Annotated in this window: 9 protein-coding genes; 2 read left to right on the plus strand and 7 right to left on the minus strand. The window is 72.1% G+C overall.

What is annotated here, in order from left to right:
• Nucleotides 1–287: 287 nt before the first annotated feature.
• The 6 genes from K3769_RS31470 to K3769_RS31495 all read right to left on the minus strand — a co-directional run bounded on the left by K3769_RS31470 (nt 288) and on the right by K3769_RS31495 (nt 10280).
• Nucleotides 288–1955: an acyl-CoA dehydrogenase family protein gene (locus K3769_RS31470; RefSeq protein WP_267029642.1), complete on the minus strand. Its 1668-nt coding sequence runs from the start codon at nt 1953–1955 to the stop codon at nt 288–290.
• A 91-nt stretch (nt 1956–2046) separates the two neighbouring features.
• Nucleotides 2047–3033, minus strand: a complete 987-nt coding sequence (sbnA, locus tag K3769_RS31475; protein ID WP_267029643.1) for a 2,3-diaminopropionate biosynthesis protein SbnA — start codon at nt 3031–3033, stop codon at nt 2047–2049.
• Between the two features lie 70 nt (nt 3034–3103).
• Nucleotides 3104–4213, minus strand: coding sequence for a 2,3-diaminopropionate biosynthesis protein SbnB (sbnB, locus tag K3769_RS31480; RefSeq protein ID WP_267029644.1), 1110 nt, complete (start codon nt 4211–4213; stop codon nt 3104–3106).
• Complete coding sequence (locus K3769_RS31485; protein WP_267029645.1) at nt 4210–5208, minus strand: TauD/TfdA family dioxygenase; 999 nt, start codon at nt 5206–5208, stop codon at nt 4210–4212. Before K3769_RS31485 ends, sbnB begins: the two co-directional genes overlap by 4 nt.
• Before the next feature lie 104 nt (nt 5209–5312).
• Nucleotides 5313–7709: an amino acid adenylation domain-containing protein gene (locus K3769_RS31490; RefSeq protein WP_267029646.1), complete on the minus strand. Its 2397-nt coding sequence runs from the start codon at nt 7707–7709 to the stop codon at nt 5313–5315.
• A gap of 78 nt (nt 7710–7787) precedes the next feature.
• Nucleotides 7788–10280 (minus strand): Pls/PosA family non-ribosomal peptide synthetase, encoded by a 2493-nt coding sequence (locus K3769_RS31495; protein ID WP_372515083.1) that lies wholly within the window; start codon nt 10278–10280, stop codon nt 7788–7790.
• Between the two features lie 781 nt (nt 10281–11061).
• On the opposite strand from K3769_RS31495, the gene K3769_RS31500 reads away from it, so the two are divergent.
• Both K3769_RS31500 and K3769_RS31505 read left to right on the plus strand, forming a co-directional pair.
• On the plus strand, nt 11062–12225 hold the full coding sequence (locus K3769_RS31500) for a YihY/virulence factor BrkB family protein (RefSeq protein ID WP_267029647.1): 1164 nt from the start codon (nt 11062–11064) through the stop codon (nt 12223–12225).
• Nucleotides 12222–12956, plus strand: coding sequence for a helix-turn-helix domain-containing protein (locus K3769_RS31505; RefSeq protein WP_267029648.1), 735 nt, complete (start codon nt 12222–12224; stop codon nt 12954–12956). The genes K3769_RS31500 and K3769_RS31505 overlap by 4 nt, the downstream gene beginning before the upstream one ends.
• 142 nt (nt 12957–13098) lie before the next feature.
• Here K3769_RS31505 and K3769_RS31510 read toward each other — a convergent pair whose 3' ends face one another.
• On the minus strand, nt 13099–13515 hold the full coding sequence (locus K3769_RS31510) for a VOC family protein (protein WP_267029649.1): 417 nt from the start codon (nt 13513–13515) through the stop codon (nt 13099–13101).
• Nucleotides 13516–13560 lie beyond the last annotated feature (45 nt).

A 13560-nucleotide genomic window follows, 5' to 3' on the forward strand; every position in this document is an offset into this window, starting at 1 on the left:
GTCCTCCCTGAGGGCTTGAGGGCCTGAGGGCCTGAGCGGACAGCCGGCCGCGGGCGATGGTCGGCCGGTACTGGTGACGAGTGTCCGTCACCCAGCGCGACAATCCGAACACGCGGCGGAGATTCCTTGCAGAGTCTGCAAGGTAAGAGCAGGGTGCGGAGACGTTGCAACCCTCTGCAACTCTGGTGCGAGACCCGGTGCGCGGCCGAAACTCTACGACGCACGGGGGTGGCGCCGTGTCGGCGCGGTACCACCCCCGTGGCGAGGAACGGCGCGGGACGGGCGGGTCAGGCGACGGGGCGGGCCCGTTCCACCACCGAGGCCAGGTCGAGCGTGTGCGGCAGCGTCCCCAGCGACGACCCCCAGTCCCCGCCCAGCCGGGACGCGCAGAACGCGTCGGCGACCTCCGGCGGCGCGAACCGCACCAGCAGCGACCCCTGCAGCACCACGGCGATCCGCTCCACGAGCCGCCGCGCACGCCCCTCGACACCGCCCAGATCGGCGAGTTCGGTCAGCAGGTTCTTGATCGCGCCGTCCAGCCGGTGATCGGCGCCGCGCGCCAGACCGACCTCCTGGAGGTACGCGTTCAGGGCGGACGGCTCCCGCTGGAGGGCCCGCAGCACATCGAGGGCCTGGACGTTCCCGGCGCCCTCCCAGATGGAGTTGAGCGGCGACTCGCGCAGCAGCCGCGGCATGCCGGACTCCTCCACGTACCCGTTGCCGCCCAGGCACTCCAGGGCCTCCGCCACCACCGGCGTGCACCGCTTGGTCACCCAGTACTTGGCCGCCGGCACCGCGAGCCGCAGGAAGGCCTTCTCCTGCTCGCCGCCCGCGTCATACGCGGCGGCCAGCCGCAGCGCGAGGGTCGTCGCCGCCTCCGACTCCAGGGCCAGGTCCGCCAGGACGTTGCGCATCAGCGGCTTGTCGACCAGGGGGCCGCCGAACGCCTCGCGGTGCTCGCAGTGGTGCACGGCCTGCGCGACGGCCTGCCGCATCAGCCCCGCCGAGCCCAGCACACAGTCCAGGCGGGTCGCCGCGACCATCCCCATGATGGAGCGCACCCCGCGCCCCTCCTCGCCGACCCGGCGCGCCCACGTCCCGTCGAACTCGACCTCGGCGGAGGCGTTCGACCGGTTGCCCAGCTTGTCCTTGAGCCGCTGGATCCGGAAGACGTTACGGGTGCCGTCCGCCAGCACACGCGGCACCAGGAAGCAGGTCAGAGCGTCCCGGCCGCCCCGTTCGCCCGGTTCGCCGGCGGGGCCCGCCTGCGCCAGGACCAGGAAGCCGTCCGACATCGGCGCCGAGCAGAACCACTTGTGGCCCGTCAGCTCGTACGTCCCGTCCTCCGCGAGCGGTCGCGCGGCCGTGGTGTTCGCCCGGACGTCGCTGCCGCCCTGCTTCTCCGTCATGCCCATCCCGAACAGGGCACCGGCCTTCTTCGCGGCCGGCCGCAGGTCCTGGTCGTAGACGGTGGACGTGAGCCGGGGCTCCCACTCGGCGGCGAGCGCCGGGTCGGTGCGCAGCGCGGGCACCGCCGCGTGGGTCATCGACAGCGGACAGCCGTTGCCCGCCTCGACCTGGCTCCACACGAGGAAGCCGGCCGCGCGCCGCACATGCCCGCCCGGCCGCGACCAGGCCGCCGTCAGCCCCGCCGAGACGCCCTTGCCGAGCAGCCGGTGCCAGGACGGATGGAACTCGACCTCGTCCAGCCGCTCGCCGTAGCGGTCGTGGGTGAGCAGCTTCGGCGGGTTCTCGTTGGCCAGGACCCCCCACTTCTGGACCTGCGCGGACCCGGAGGTGCGCCCGAGGGCCGACAGCTCGCCGTGCGCCTCGTCGAGGAGCGCGGGATCGAGATGCCGGCCGACGGCCTCCACGAGGGCCCGGTCGGCGGTGAAGAGGTCGTACGCGACCAGCGGCGGAGCCTGGTTGGTCACGGTGTGGGTGCGGGCTGCCATGACGCGAACCTACCCGCGGTGCGGCGATCGTCACCAAACTCCCGCCGCACCCCCCGTACGCCGGAGCGCCGTCGTCGTCGCAGGTCGGGCGTCAGGCAGGCCGGGACAGCGCGGCCAGATCGCCGGAGCTGAGCGTGTCCTCCCCGCGCGAGCCCACCGACCAGCTCGGGCTGTGGACGGTGTCGAGGTAGCGTTCGCCGAGGTCGGGGGCGATCCCCACCGCGGTGAGGTCCCGTCCCCCGTGCAGGTCCAGCCAGGCGGACGCCCCGCTGACCACCGTGCCGGTGGAGCCCCCGAACAGGAACCCCCGGGCGGCCAGCCGGCGGCAGACACGGACGGTGTCCGCCTCCTCCACGTGCACCACGTCGTCCACGTACGACGCGTCGAGCATCGGCGGACGTACGCCCATGCCGAGCCCCGGTATCCGCCGCGGACGCGCGGGCCCGCCGAAGGTCACCGAGCCGACGCTGTCCACCGCGACGATCCGCACCCGGCGCCGCCACTGCCAGAACCAGCGCGCGCAGCCCATCAGGGTGCCGGTCGTACCGGCCCCGACGAACAGCACGTCCAGGTCCGGGAAGCGGTGGGCGATGGCCGGCGCCGTGGTGCGGAAGTGCGCCCGCCAGTTGCTGTCGTTGGCGTACTGGTTGAGCCAGACGTACCGGTCGTCCGAGGCACACAGCGCCCGTACGTACGCGATCCGGGCGCCCAGGAAACCGCCGTGCAGCGCGGGCTCCTCGATGACGTGGACCACGCTGCCCAGAGCTTCCATCATCCGCCGGGTCGCCGGGTTGCAGCGCGCGTCGGTCACGCACCGGAACCCGTAGCCACGGCTCGCGGCGATCACGCTCAGTGCCACGCCCAGGTTCCCGGACGACGACTCGACCAGGACGGATCCCGGTCGCAGGGCGCCGCTGCGTTCGGCGGCGTCCACCATCTCGGTGGCCGCCTTCATCTTGATCGACCCTGCGAAGTTGAACCCCTCGCACTTCAGGAAGAGCGGCAGCCCCATCGCCGCCCGCAGGTCGACGTAGAGCTCGTTCTCGTTGAATTCCGAAGGATCGGAAATGACAGGCATGAGTCCCCCTCATTCATGCGGCCTGCGTGCGGCGCCGTGCCCACGTCCCGTGCGGCACGGCGCCCGCCGGTCAGCCGTGCCGGCGCAGCTCGTGGAAGAAGCCGTCCACGACGTGCGGCTCGCCCCGCCGGGCCACCTCGTCGTGGACGAACTTGCCGACCGCGAGGTCCAGGACCCCGAGGCCGAAGGGCGAGAAGATCACCGTCCGGTCGGCCGGCACGGTCACCCGCCCGGACAGCACGTCGTCCAACGTGCCGTCGATGAAGTCCCGGCCGCCGCTGAGGCGTTCAGCCAGATGCGGAGAGGTCTCCGCCTTCAGGCAGTGCTCGATGTCGTCCACGAAGTTGGCCGAGGCGAGCAGGATCTCGGGTGCCAGGTCGCGCAGCGACACATGCAGCACCAGCGGGGCGTGGTCGAACCACGCGAGATCGTGGATGTGCGGCGCGCCCGCGACGGTCGCGAAGACCAGCAGATCGCTGGAGCGGACCAGCGACTCGGCACTGTCGTGGACGGTGAGGCGGCCCTTGGCGCCCGACCGTTCCAGATAGCCGCGGAAGCCGGCCGCGCTGTCCGCGGACAGGTCGTACACCCCGGTCTCCTCGAACGACCAGCCGGTGGCGGTGAGATGGGTGTGGATGTGGCGGGCGATCAGCCCCGTGCCGACGAACCCGACCCGGACCGGCCGCTCGCGCCCGCGGCTGAGCCGGTCGGCCGCGAGCGCCGCGGAGGACGCCGTCCGGACGGCGTTGATGATCGACGCCTCCAGGCAGGCGAACGGATAACCCGTCTCGTGGTCGTTGAGGATCAGCACGGCCGAGGCCCGGGGCAGCCCGGACGCCGTGTTCCCGGGGAAGCTGGAGACCCACTTGATGCCGTCCACCCCGATGTCCCCGCCGATCGACGCCGGCAGCGCGATGATCCGCGACGACGGGCGGTCCGGGAAGCGCAGGAAGTACGACGGCGGGTTCACCGAGTCGCCGCCCCCGTGCAGCCGGTACACCCGCTCGACGAGGCCCGCGATCTCGGACTCCCGCCCCTCCAGCGCCTGTTGGACCTGGGCGCCGGAGACGACGGAGAACGGGGGAGCGGTGAGCGTACGCCGAGGTGCGTCGGCGGCCCCGGAGGACTCGGACGTCCCGGGTGCCTCGGCGGACTGCGCCGCCTGTTCCGTGCCGGTCATGCGGTCCTCACTTCGGTCGTGGGTGCGGAGTCGGTCAGCCGGACCGGGTCGGCCAGCGCGGCGAGCACCTCGCGCGGACCCTCGAAGGGCTCCCTGCTGTGCGCGGTGCGGACGTTGTCGACGATCATCAGGTCACCCGAGCGCCACGGCTCGCGCACGGTGTGGGCCTCGTACACCGCGTTGATCTCCCGGACGACGTCCTCGCCGATCGGATCGCCGTTGCCGTGGCGGGTGTTGAAGGGCAGCCCGGCGGGGCCGTAGACGTCCACCAGGTACTCCCGCACCTCGGGGTCCATCGTCCACTCGTTGAGGAAGGCGATCTGGTTGAACCAGCAGGGCCGCCCCGTGACGGGGTGCCGGACCACCGCGGCGCGCCGCTGGCGGGTGTGCAGGGAGCCGTCGCCCTGCCAGGCGAAGTCGATCGCGCGTGCCCGGCAGTAGCGCTCCACGGCGGTGCGGTCCTCGGTGCCGAACGCCTCGCCGACCGACGCCCCGATCTCGTCGTTGTACGTCCGCGTGAGCAGCCAGCCCTCCCGGCCGAACCGTTCCGAGAGCTCGGCCGGCAGCGCGTCGAGCACGGTGGGCGCGTCGGCGACCGCGGTGGCGCCCCCCTCGGCCGGCGCGTCCAGGCACGCGAACAGCATCAGCGCGGGGAACTCGACCGCGTAACTCAGCTCGTGGTGCATGCACATCGGCTGGTTGGGCGGCCACTTGGTGGACGAGTACACCCCCTCCGCGTACGTCCGCCGGGGCGCGAAGGACTCCCGGTCGGGCATGAGGCCGGTGGCCAGGCGCCGGAACACCTCACCGGTCGTGTCCGGGTCGTCGAGACCCAGACCGCGGACCAGGAGGCTGCCGTGCTCGGCGACCACGGCGCGCAGCGCGTCACGGTGGACGGCCGCCCAGCCCGCCGTGTCCCCGGCCACGTCGGCACGGAGGACCGGGGGGCTGCCGGGGCTCAGGACGACCTCGGGCAGCGTCGGTGTCGTGGACATCGTGTGGTTCCTTCCGGTCTCGCGCGGTTCGGCCCGCGCGTGGCTGTGCGTGTGGTCGTGGTGCGGTTCCCGGGCCGGCCCGCGGGCCCGTTTCCCGGCGCGGTTCACGACGCCTCCCGGGCGGGGGCGTCGAGCAGTCCGGCCAGGTCGGCGAGGACGGGGTGGCGGGCGACGTCCTTGAGGGTGATGGCCCGGTCCAGGGCGACCGCCAGCTTCACCGCCGCGAGCGAGGTGCCGCCGCGGTCGAAGAAGTGGTCCAGGCGGCCGATCCGGTCCTGCGGGATGCCCAGCACCCGCGACCAGGCCGCCGCCAGGCGCCGCTCGCCCGGGGTGACCGGCGCGTGCTCGCCGTCCTGGCCGCCCGCACCGCTCCCGGCGGAGCCGAGATCGCCGGCGAGCGCGGTCAGCTTCTTGCGGTCGATCTTGCCGTTGGCGGTCAGCGGCAGGCTCTCGCGCCGGTGGACGGCCGAGGGCACCATGTATGCCGGGAGCGACACGGCCAGCCGTTCCAGGACCTCCTCGGGGCCGAGCGGCCCGGACCCGGCGCAGAACGCCACCAGCCGGGTGCCGCCGGCGACCACCACGGCACCGTCCCGGACGCCGTCCACCCGCAGCAGCGCGTTCTCGATCTCGCCGATCTCGATGCGGAAGCCGCGGATCTTCACCTGGCTGTCCCGGCGGCCCAGGAACTCCAGCTTCCCGTCGGGCAGCCAGCGCCCGTGGTCCCCGCTGCGGTACAGCCGCGCGCCGGGCCGGTACGGGTCGTCGCCGAACGCGGCCTTCGTGCGCTCGGGGTCGTTGACGTATCCCCGGCCGACACACACCCCGGAGAAGACGATCTCGCCGGGCGCGCCGAGCGGTACGGGGGCCAGATGCTCGTCGACGACGTACACGCGCACGTTGGCGACCGGTCGGCCGAGCGGCACCCGGTCCTCGTCCGGCACCCGGTCCATGACCTCGTGGTTGGTGTCGTCGGAGGTCTCGGTCAGCCCGTACGCGTTGGCCAGCCGGATGCCCGGCTCGGCCGCGAACCAGCGCTCGACGAGTTCCTTCTTGACGGCCTCCCCGGTGACCGACACGCAGTGCAGGTCGGGCAGTTCGCGCGGGCGCCGCTCCAACTCGGCGAGGACGGCCTCCAGATACGACGGCACGACCTGGAGCACATTGACTCCGCCGTCCGCGACCGTGTCCACGAACCGCGGGACGTCCAGGATCACCTCCTGGGCGACCAGCAGGGTCCGCCCGCCGACCAGCAGCGCGGAGAGCAGCTGCCACAGCGAGATGTCGAAGCACTGGGGCGCCGTCTGCGCGACGACCTGCCCCTCGCCGACACCGAGGTCGTCGATCTTGGCGAGGACGTGGTTGAGGAAACCCGCGTGCTCGCACATCGCGCCCTTGGGCTCACCGGTGGAGCCGGAGGTGAAGTAGATGTAGGCGAGCTGGTCCGCGGCGACCGCGACACCGAGGTCACTGTCGGCGTGGTCCTCCGCGTAGGCGTCCTCGACGCGCAGGGTACGGGCACCGGTGCCGGCCTCGTCCAGCGTCGCGGTGCTGCCGCCCTCGGTCAGGACGAGTGCGCAGCCGGCCCGTCCGAGCGTCTTCCCGATGCGTCCGGCCGGGAAGTGCGGCTCGACGGGCAGGTAGACACCGCCCGCCTTGAGGACCGCGAGGACACCGGCCAGCCAGTCCAGGTTCCGTTCCATGACGACCGCGACGACCCCCTCGGGGCGCAGCCCGCGGGCGAGCAGCGCCCGGCCGATGCGGTTGGCCCGCGCGTTCAGCTCGCGGTACGTCCACTCCTCGTCCCCCCGGACGGCGGCGACGGCGTACGGATGCGCGGCCACCCGCTCCTCGAAGAGCTCGTGGACGCGGCGGTCGGGCAGGTCGCGGTGCGGCCCGGCCAGCGCGTCGAGCTGGAACCGGAGTTCGTCCGCGCCCAGGAGGCCGTGCCGGTCGTGCGCGGCGTCCGGGTCGGCGGCCAGCAGGCCGAGCGCGGTGAGGTGGTAGCCGACGATGCGCGCGGCGGCTCCGGCGTCCAGGACGTCGGAGCGGTACCGCAACCGCAGGGCGCGTCCCGCCACGCTGACGTGCAGCACGGTGCCAGCGGTGCCGGTGGTGCCAGTTGTGTCAGCGGTGCCGTCGTAGTGGTCGTGGCCGTGCGGGTCGAGCACGGTCGCGAAAGAGACCGGGTCGCCGCCCGCCTCCCGCACGGGCGGCTCCCCGGCCGGCGCGCGGTCGGCCTCGCGGACCGCCAGGTCGGCCCGGGCCAGCAGGTCGCGCCAGGTGCCGGGGCCGACGGCCAGCCGGCGCGGCAGCGGCGCCGCGCCCTTCGCGGTGACGTAGCCGGTGACGGCCTCGCGCTCACCGGACAGGGCCGCGAGGACCTTGGCGTGTGCGGCCAGGAGCGCGGACGGCTCCGGTACCGGTCCCGCGGGCAGCGGAACCTCGTACTCCGCCGTGCCCGGGCCCGGGTCGAGCGTCCACCTCGGGATCGTGTCCATTCTGTGTTTCCCCCCTGTGTTCCCGTATGTGCTGTGGTGCTTGTGTGCCAGTGCTCGCCTGTGGTGCCTGTGCTGCCGTCAGGTGCGGCGTTGTTCGGCCGCCGGGTTCCCGCCCCAGTGCGCCCCCGGCGGTACCTCCTCGCCCTTCATCAGGAAGGAGTCGGCGGCCAGTACGGCGGCGTCCCCCACGGACGCGCCGTAGTGCACGAGCGCGCCGACGCCGAGCGTGACGCCGTCGCCGATCTCGATGTGGTCGGACTTGAAGGTGCCGTCCTCCTGCGAGTGCGACTGGATCTTGCTGTGCGCGCCGAGGGTGCAGTCGTCCCCGATGGCGGTGAGCGTGCGCTCGGTGATGTAGGCCCCGTCGTCGAAGACCCGGCGGCCGATACGGACCCCCAGAAGCCGCCAGAGCAGGCTCTTGAAAGGGGTGCCGTTGTAGAGCGCGAAGTGCGTGTCCGGGATCTTCCACAGCCGCTCGTGCCGCCAGAAGAGCGGGTCGTAGATGGAGTGCAGCCGCGGCTGAAGCGGACGGAACCGCAGGAGGACCCGCTCCACCAGTGCGTAGTAGCCGGTGGTGAACGCGACCCCGGCGAGCAGGGACACGCCGATCAGCAGACCGCCGACGGTGCCGTACTCCCCGTACAGGTCGAAGGCGGCGAAGCCGAGGACCGTGAGGACGAACCAGTCGAACCACCGCAGGAGCAGGAACAGGCCCATGGTGCCCAGGTTGTGGCGGTTCTTCGCGGCGAGGCGGCGCCGCAGCTCGTCGCCCTCGCGGAGGTGGTCGAAGCGGGTGTCGCGCTCCACGGTCCGCGGGATCTCGAAGGGCGGCGAGCCCAGCAGGCCGACCCCTTCGCGGACCGGGCCGTCCAGCGGGACCATGACCTTGGTCGCGAGCAGGACGTTCTCGCCCGTGCGGCCCCCGACCGGGTAGGCGATGTGGTTGCCCAGGAAGCTGTTCGGACCGATCGTCGCGCGCGAGACCCGGAACGACGTGCCCGAGAACTCGGCGTTCATGATCGAGAGACCGTCGGCGACCATCGTGCCGCGTCCGACGGTGGCCAGGAACGGTGTCTCGTGCGCCACCCCCGTGCCGAAGTTGGAGCCGGTCTGCTCGACGTGCGAGAGGTCGTACCCGAGGGCCCGCAGGTAGTGGACGATGTACGAGCTGTCCCCGCACAGCCACTTGAAGAACTTGACGTTGGTCAGCCGCGCGATCGAGCGCTGCACCGAGTGGTGGAAGCCGTAGAGCGGGTAGACCCGGTCCGGCTCCAGGAACCGGTTCAGGAACCTCGGGACCACGGTCACGACGGCGAAGCCGACCACGACGAAGGCCGCGAAGAGCGCGACGGACAGGGCGAGAGCCTCGACGTAGAAACGCCCCGACGTGATGTTCTGCGCCTCCGTGTTCAGCAGCACGTCCAGCGAGGGCGCCACCGTCAGCAGCATGTACGTGCCCCCGACGAGGAGCGGCATGGTGACCAGGAGCGTCTGGACCACGGTGGCCAGGCCGTAGCCCACCCGGCGCGCGGTGCCGCACCGCGCGGGGGCGACCCGTACGTAGTCCACGTCCGTGCGCTGGGCCGGTGAGCCGTGCCAGTGCTGACCGGCCGGTACCGCGCCGCCGCCGTACAGCGCCGACGCGTGGCCGAGCTGGGATCCGTCGCCCATCGCGGCGCCGATGTCGAGGACGGTGTTCTCGCCGACGAACACGTCCCGGCCCAGCGTGACCCGGCCGGTGTGGATGCGCCCGGCGTGCGCCTGGTAGCAGAGGAAGTGCGAGTCCTTGCGGATCACGGTGTTCGCGCCGACCGTGAACAGGTCGGTGCAGACCGGGACCGCGTGCGAGAGGATCGTGACGTTCCTGCCGATCCGCGCGCCCAGGGCCCGCAGATAGAGCACGTAGAGCGGGTTGCCGGCGAACAGGACCATCGGGTTCGCGTGCAGCAGCACCTTGACGGTCCAGAAGCGCAGATAGGCCAGGCTCCAGACGGGGAACTCGGTCTCCTTCCAGCGCCCGACCAGCACCCACTTCGCCACCACCGGCAGCGTGCACAGGCCGGTGAAGGCGGCGCCGCCGAAGAGGGCCGACCGCAGATAGACGTCCACGACGCCGTCCCCGGCCGACACCCAGTCGTATCCCTGGGCGGTGACGAGCCCGGAGAGCAGGCAGTACGCCGCGAAGACCAGGAACTGCAGTGCCCCGCACAGGACGTAGCGCGCGCTGCTGCCCGCCGCGGGCGGCGCGGCCGGTTCCGGCGGCGCGGGCTCCTCGGCCGGGACCTCGGCGAGCGCCGCCGCCAGGCCGCGGATCGTCGGGTGGCCGTACACGTCGCGCATCGACACGGCCGGCAGGTCCGGGTGCTTCCTGACCCGGGCGCAGAAGTGCGCCATCACCAGGGAGTTGGCACCGAGGTCGTCGAAGAAGTGGCTGTCGACGGGGACCCGCTCGGCGCGTACGACACCGGCGAGCACCTCCGCGAGGACAGGTTCGAGCCCGTTCACCGGGTCGCGGGTGGTCACGGACAGCGCCGGAGCGGCGGTCGCGACCTCAGTGGGATTTCCCACCACTTGATCTCCTTGCTGGTGATTGTTCTTACTTGTGGACCGTTCGAGGTTTTTGGACCTCGGGTGGGAATACGAAGGATTCACGCCCGCAGTTTCACCGGTCACCCGAATTGGTGACGAAAGATGTTCTGGTGGACCACAGTGATTACTGTGTGAATCCGGGGTGCCGGAAGGTAGGTTTGTTTCTCGCGCGGGCTGTGTGGTGGCAGGGCGCGCGAGAAGAGGATGTTCGGGAAGTGTGTGGAGCGACTGCTTGGAAAGGGTGCAGTGCAGCACGGCGTGATCCGCGTGGTTCCCACCCGGATCAGGGGTATCGCTGCTGTTGAGGACCCCCCCGGGTCCCGTTGGTTTCCCCCGTGTCGTGGTGCCGCCGGGCCGCCCCCACGGGCCCGGCGCAATGCAATCCGAATTGTTTCGGCGTGCTCATGAACGGGTCAAGGGCGTTTCGGCCTATGGCGCTTTCTCGCCGTTCGATGCTTCAATGCCGGGCTCCCTGAACGATCTCGTCCGGACGGGTCACCGGGGAACTCACCGGTGCACAGTGCATGCGTTGTTGCGCATTCCGCTTCTAGAAGGCGGGTGATTCGGCCACGCGGTCATGACAGAAAACAGGTTCGAATTCTCTTTACGATTACCGAGGAATTGCCGCCGCTTTTCCGCCGTGTGACGGAACCGGGTCGGTGCCGTCCCGCGATCGGGCCGCGTGCGTCGCTCCCGCCACACCGGATCCGACCGGGGCACCGGGGGGATGAGTGCGAGCCCGCACGGCGGATACCTTTAGGGCGTGCAGCCAGCAAGTGAACCCCCTCAGAGGACGTCCGGTCGTCTCCACCGGGCGCGTGCCCTCTATCGGAACGTCTCCAAGCGCAGGACCGCCTGGCTGCTGCTCAAGGACACCGTGAACTCGTGCATCGAGTACCGGATCCTCGGACTCGCGGCGGAGGCGGCGTTCTTCACGCTGCTGTCCGTGCCGCCGCTGCTGCTGAGCATGATCGGCCTGCTGGGCTACGTCGACGACTGGACCGGCGCCGACACCATCGCCAGCGTGGAGACCAGCCTCCTGGAGGCCTCCCGCACGGTCCTGACCGACCGGGGCGTCGCCCAGATCGCCCAGCCGCTGCTGCACGACGTGATGGAGGGCGGCCGGCCCGACGTCATCTCCCTGGGCTTCCTGTTCGCCCTGTGGTCCGGCTCCCGCGCGGTGAACGTCTTCATCGACACCATCACCGTCATGTACGGCCTCGACGGGGTGCGCGGCATCGTCCGGACCCGCCTGATGGCCTTCCTGCTCTTCCTGGTGGCCCTGCTGATCGGCTCGGTCGCCCTGCCGCTGATGGTCGCGGGCCCGGACGCCGTGGTGAACGTAGTGCCGTGGTCGACGACCGTCGTCCAGGTGCTCTACTGGCCCGTCGTCATCATCCTCTGCGTCGTCTTCCTGACGACGCTCTACCACGTGTCCGTTCCGGTGCGCTCCCCCTGGATCGAGGACGTGCCCGGCGCCCTGGTGGCGCTCGCCATGTGGGTGTTCGGCAGTTTCCTGCTGCGCATCTACCTCACGAACACCGTCGAGGGCCCCACGATCTACGGCTCCCTGGCCGCGCCCGTCGCCGTCCTCCTGTGGATCGGTGTCGCCGCCTTCGCCGTGCTCGTGGGCGCCGCCGTCAACGCGGCCATCGACCGCGTCTGGCCGGCCGCCGCCACCGCCGCCGCCCGCGCGGTCAACGAGCGGCTGCGCGCCGAGCAGGCCGCCGACCTCGTGGCCCGCGCGGCGGCGGCCCGCGCCGCGCAGGCCGAGGACGGCTACGACGACCCCGACGACCCGGACATGCCCTCCGAGTTCCCGGAGCGCTGGTCCCGCTTCCTGCCCCCGGAGGACGTCACCTCCCGGCTGCGCACCCACGCCAAGTCCACCCCCAAGAACACCGACGAGACCCCTCCGCCGCAGTGACCCGCCCCGAGTCCTCGCCGGCGCCGGGGCCGTACAGGGAGCGGGCGTCGCGGCTCACCGGGGCGGTCGTGTGGACGCGCGCCGCCGTGCCGGGGGACGCGGCACCGGTACTGCCCGACGGCTGCATGGACCTGCTGTGGACCGAGGGCAGGCTGTTCGTCGCGGGCCCCGACACACGGGCGTACGTGAGCGACGAGCCCGGCGTTCCGAGACGGTACGCGGGGGTCCGGTTCTTCCCCGGCACCGCGCCCGCCTACCTCGGCGTACCCGCCGATGAACTGCGGGACCTGCGCGTCGACCTCGCGGATCTGTGGGACGCGGCCGAGGTGCGGCGGCTCACCGAGCGGGTCGACGCGGCGGCCGATCCCGCCGCCGCGCTGGAGGCGCTCGCCGTGCGCCGGGCGGCCGACGCCGAACCGCCCGATCCGCGGCTACGGGCCGTCGTGGCGGCCCTGTCCGCCGGGGCCGCCGTCGCCCAGACCGCCGAGGAGGTGGGCTGGAGCGAGCGGCAGTTGCACCGGCGGGCGCTGGCCGCGTTCGGCTACGGGCCGAAGACGCTGGCCCGGGTGCTGCGCCTGCAGCGGGCGTTGGCGCTGGTGCGGGGCGGGGTGGCGGCGGTGGACGCGGCCGTGGTCGCGGGCTACGCGGATCAGGCGCATCTCGCGCGGGAGGTGCGGGGGTTGGCGGGGGTGCCGCTGGGGGAGCTGCTGCGCGGTTCGCCGCGCCCCTGACGGCGAAAGACTGCGCCGTTCCCCGCGCCCCCGAAAGACTAAAAGATTGCGCCGTTCCCCGCGCCCCTGAGGGGGGCTGCAAGGTTGCGCCGTTCGCCGCGCTCCCGAGGGGCGAAAGGATTGCGCCGTTCCCCGCGCCCCTTTAGGGGTTCAGGTGGGCGAAGAGGTCCACGGCGTTGCCGTCCGGGTCGTGGACCACCGCGTACCGCATGCCCCAGGGGGCGTCGAACGGCTTCAGCTCCGCCGTGTGACCGGCGGCCAGCACCGCCTCGTACAGGGTGTCGACGTCCGCGGGGCTGCCGCACAGGAAGGCCAGTGCCACCCGGCCCCCACCCGCCGGAGGCTGCCAGCCGGGGTGGAACGAGCGGATCGTGTCCTCCGTGTCGAGCGCGAAGCGCAGACCGCCGGGCAGCGCCGCCTCGACGTGCGGAGCGCTCTCGGCCCCCTCGGCGAATTCCAGCCCGAGGAGGCGGTAGAAGGCGAGCGACGCGGCCATGTCGGAGACGACGAGGCCGATGAGATCGAATCGTGGAGTCGATCGTGGAGTCGGTGGAGTCATGGGGCCACCGTAGGGACCGGGGCGGCGCGGGTCTTGAAGAAATCG

It is taken from the genome of Streptomyces ortus (genome assembly GCF_026341275.1).
In the GTDB taxonomy this organism is placed as follows: Bacteria; Actinomycetota; Actinomycetes; order Streptomycetales; family Streptomycetaceae; genus Streptomyces; species Streptomyces ortus.

Coding starts and splice junctions, on each gene's coding strand:
- K3769_RS31470 (WP_267029642.1), bottom strand. CDS start 1,955: ATGGCAGCCCGCACCCACACCGTGACCAACCAGGCTCCGCCGCTGGTC.
- sbnA (WP_267029643.1), bottom strand. CDS start 3,033: ATGCCTGTCATTTCCGATCCTTCGGAATTCAACGAGAACGAGCTCTAC.
- sbnB (WP_267029644.1), bottom strand. CDS start 4,213: ATGACCGGCACGGAACAGGCGGCGCAGTCCGCCGAGGCACCCGGGACG.
- K3769_RS31485 (WP_267029645.1), bottom strand. CDS start 5,208: ATGTCCACGACACCGACGCTGCCCGAGGTCGTCCTGAGCCCCGGCAGC.
- K3769_RS31490 (WP_267029646.1), bottom strand. CDS start 7,709: ATGGACACGATCCCGAGGTGGACGCTCGACCCGGGCCCGGGCACGGCG.
- K3769_RS31510 (WP_267029649.1), bottom strand. CDS start 13,515: ATGACTCCACCGACTCCACGATCGACTCCACGATTCGATCTCATCGGC.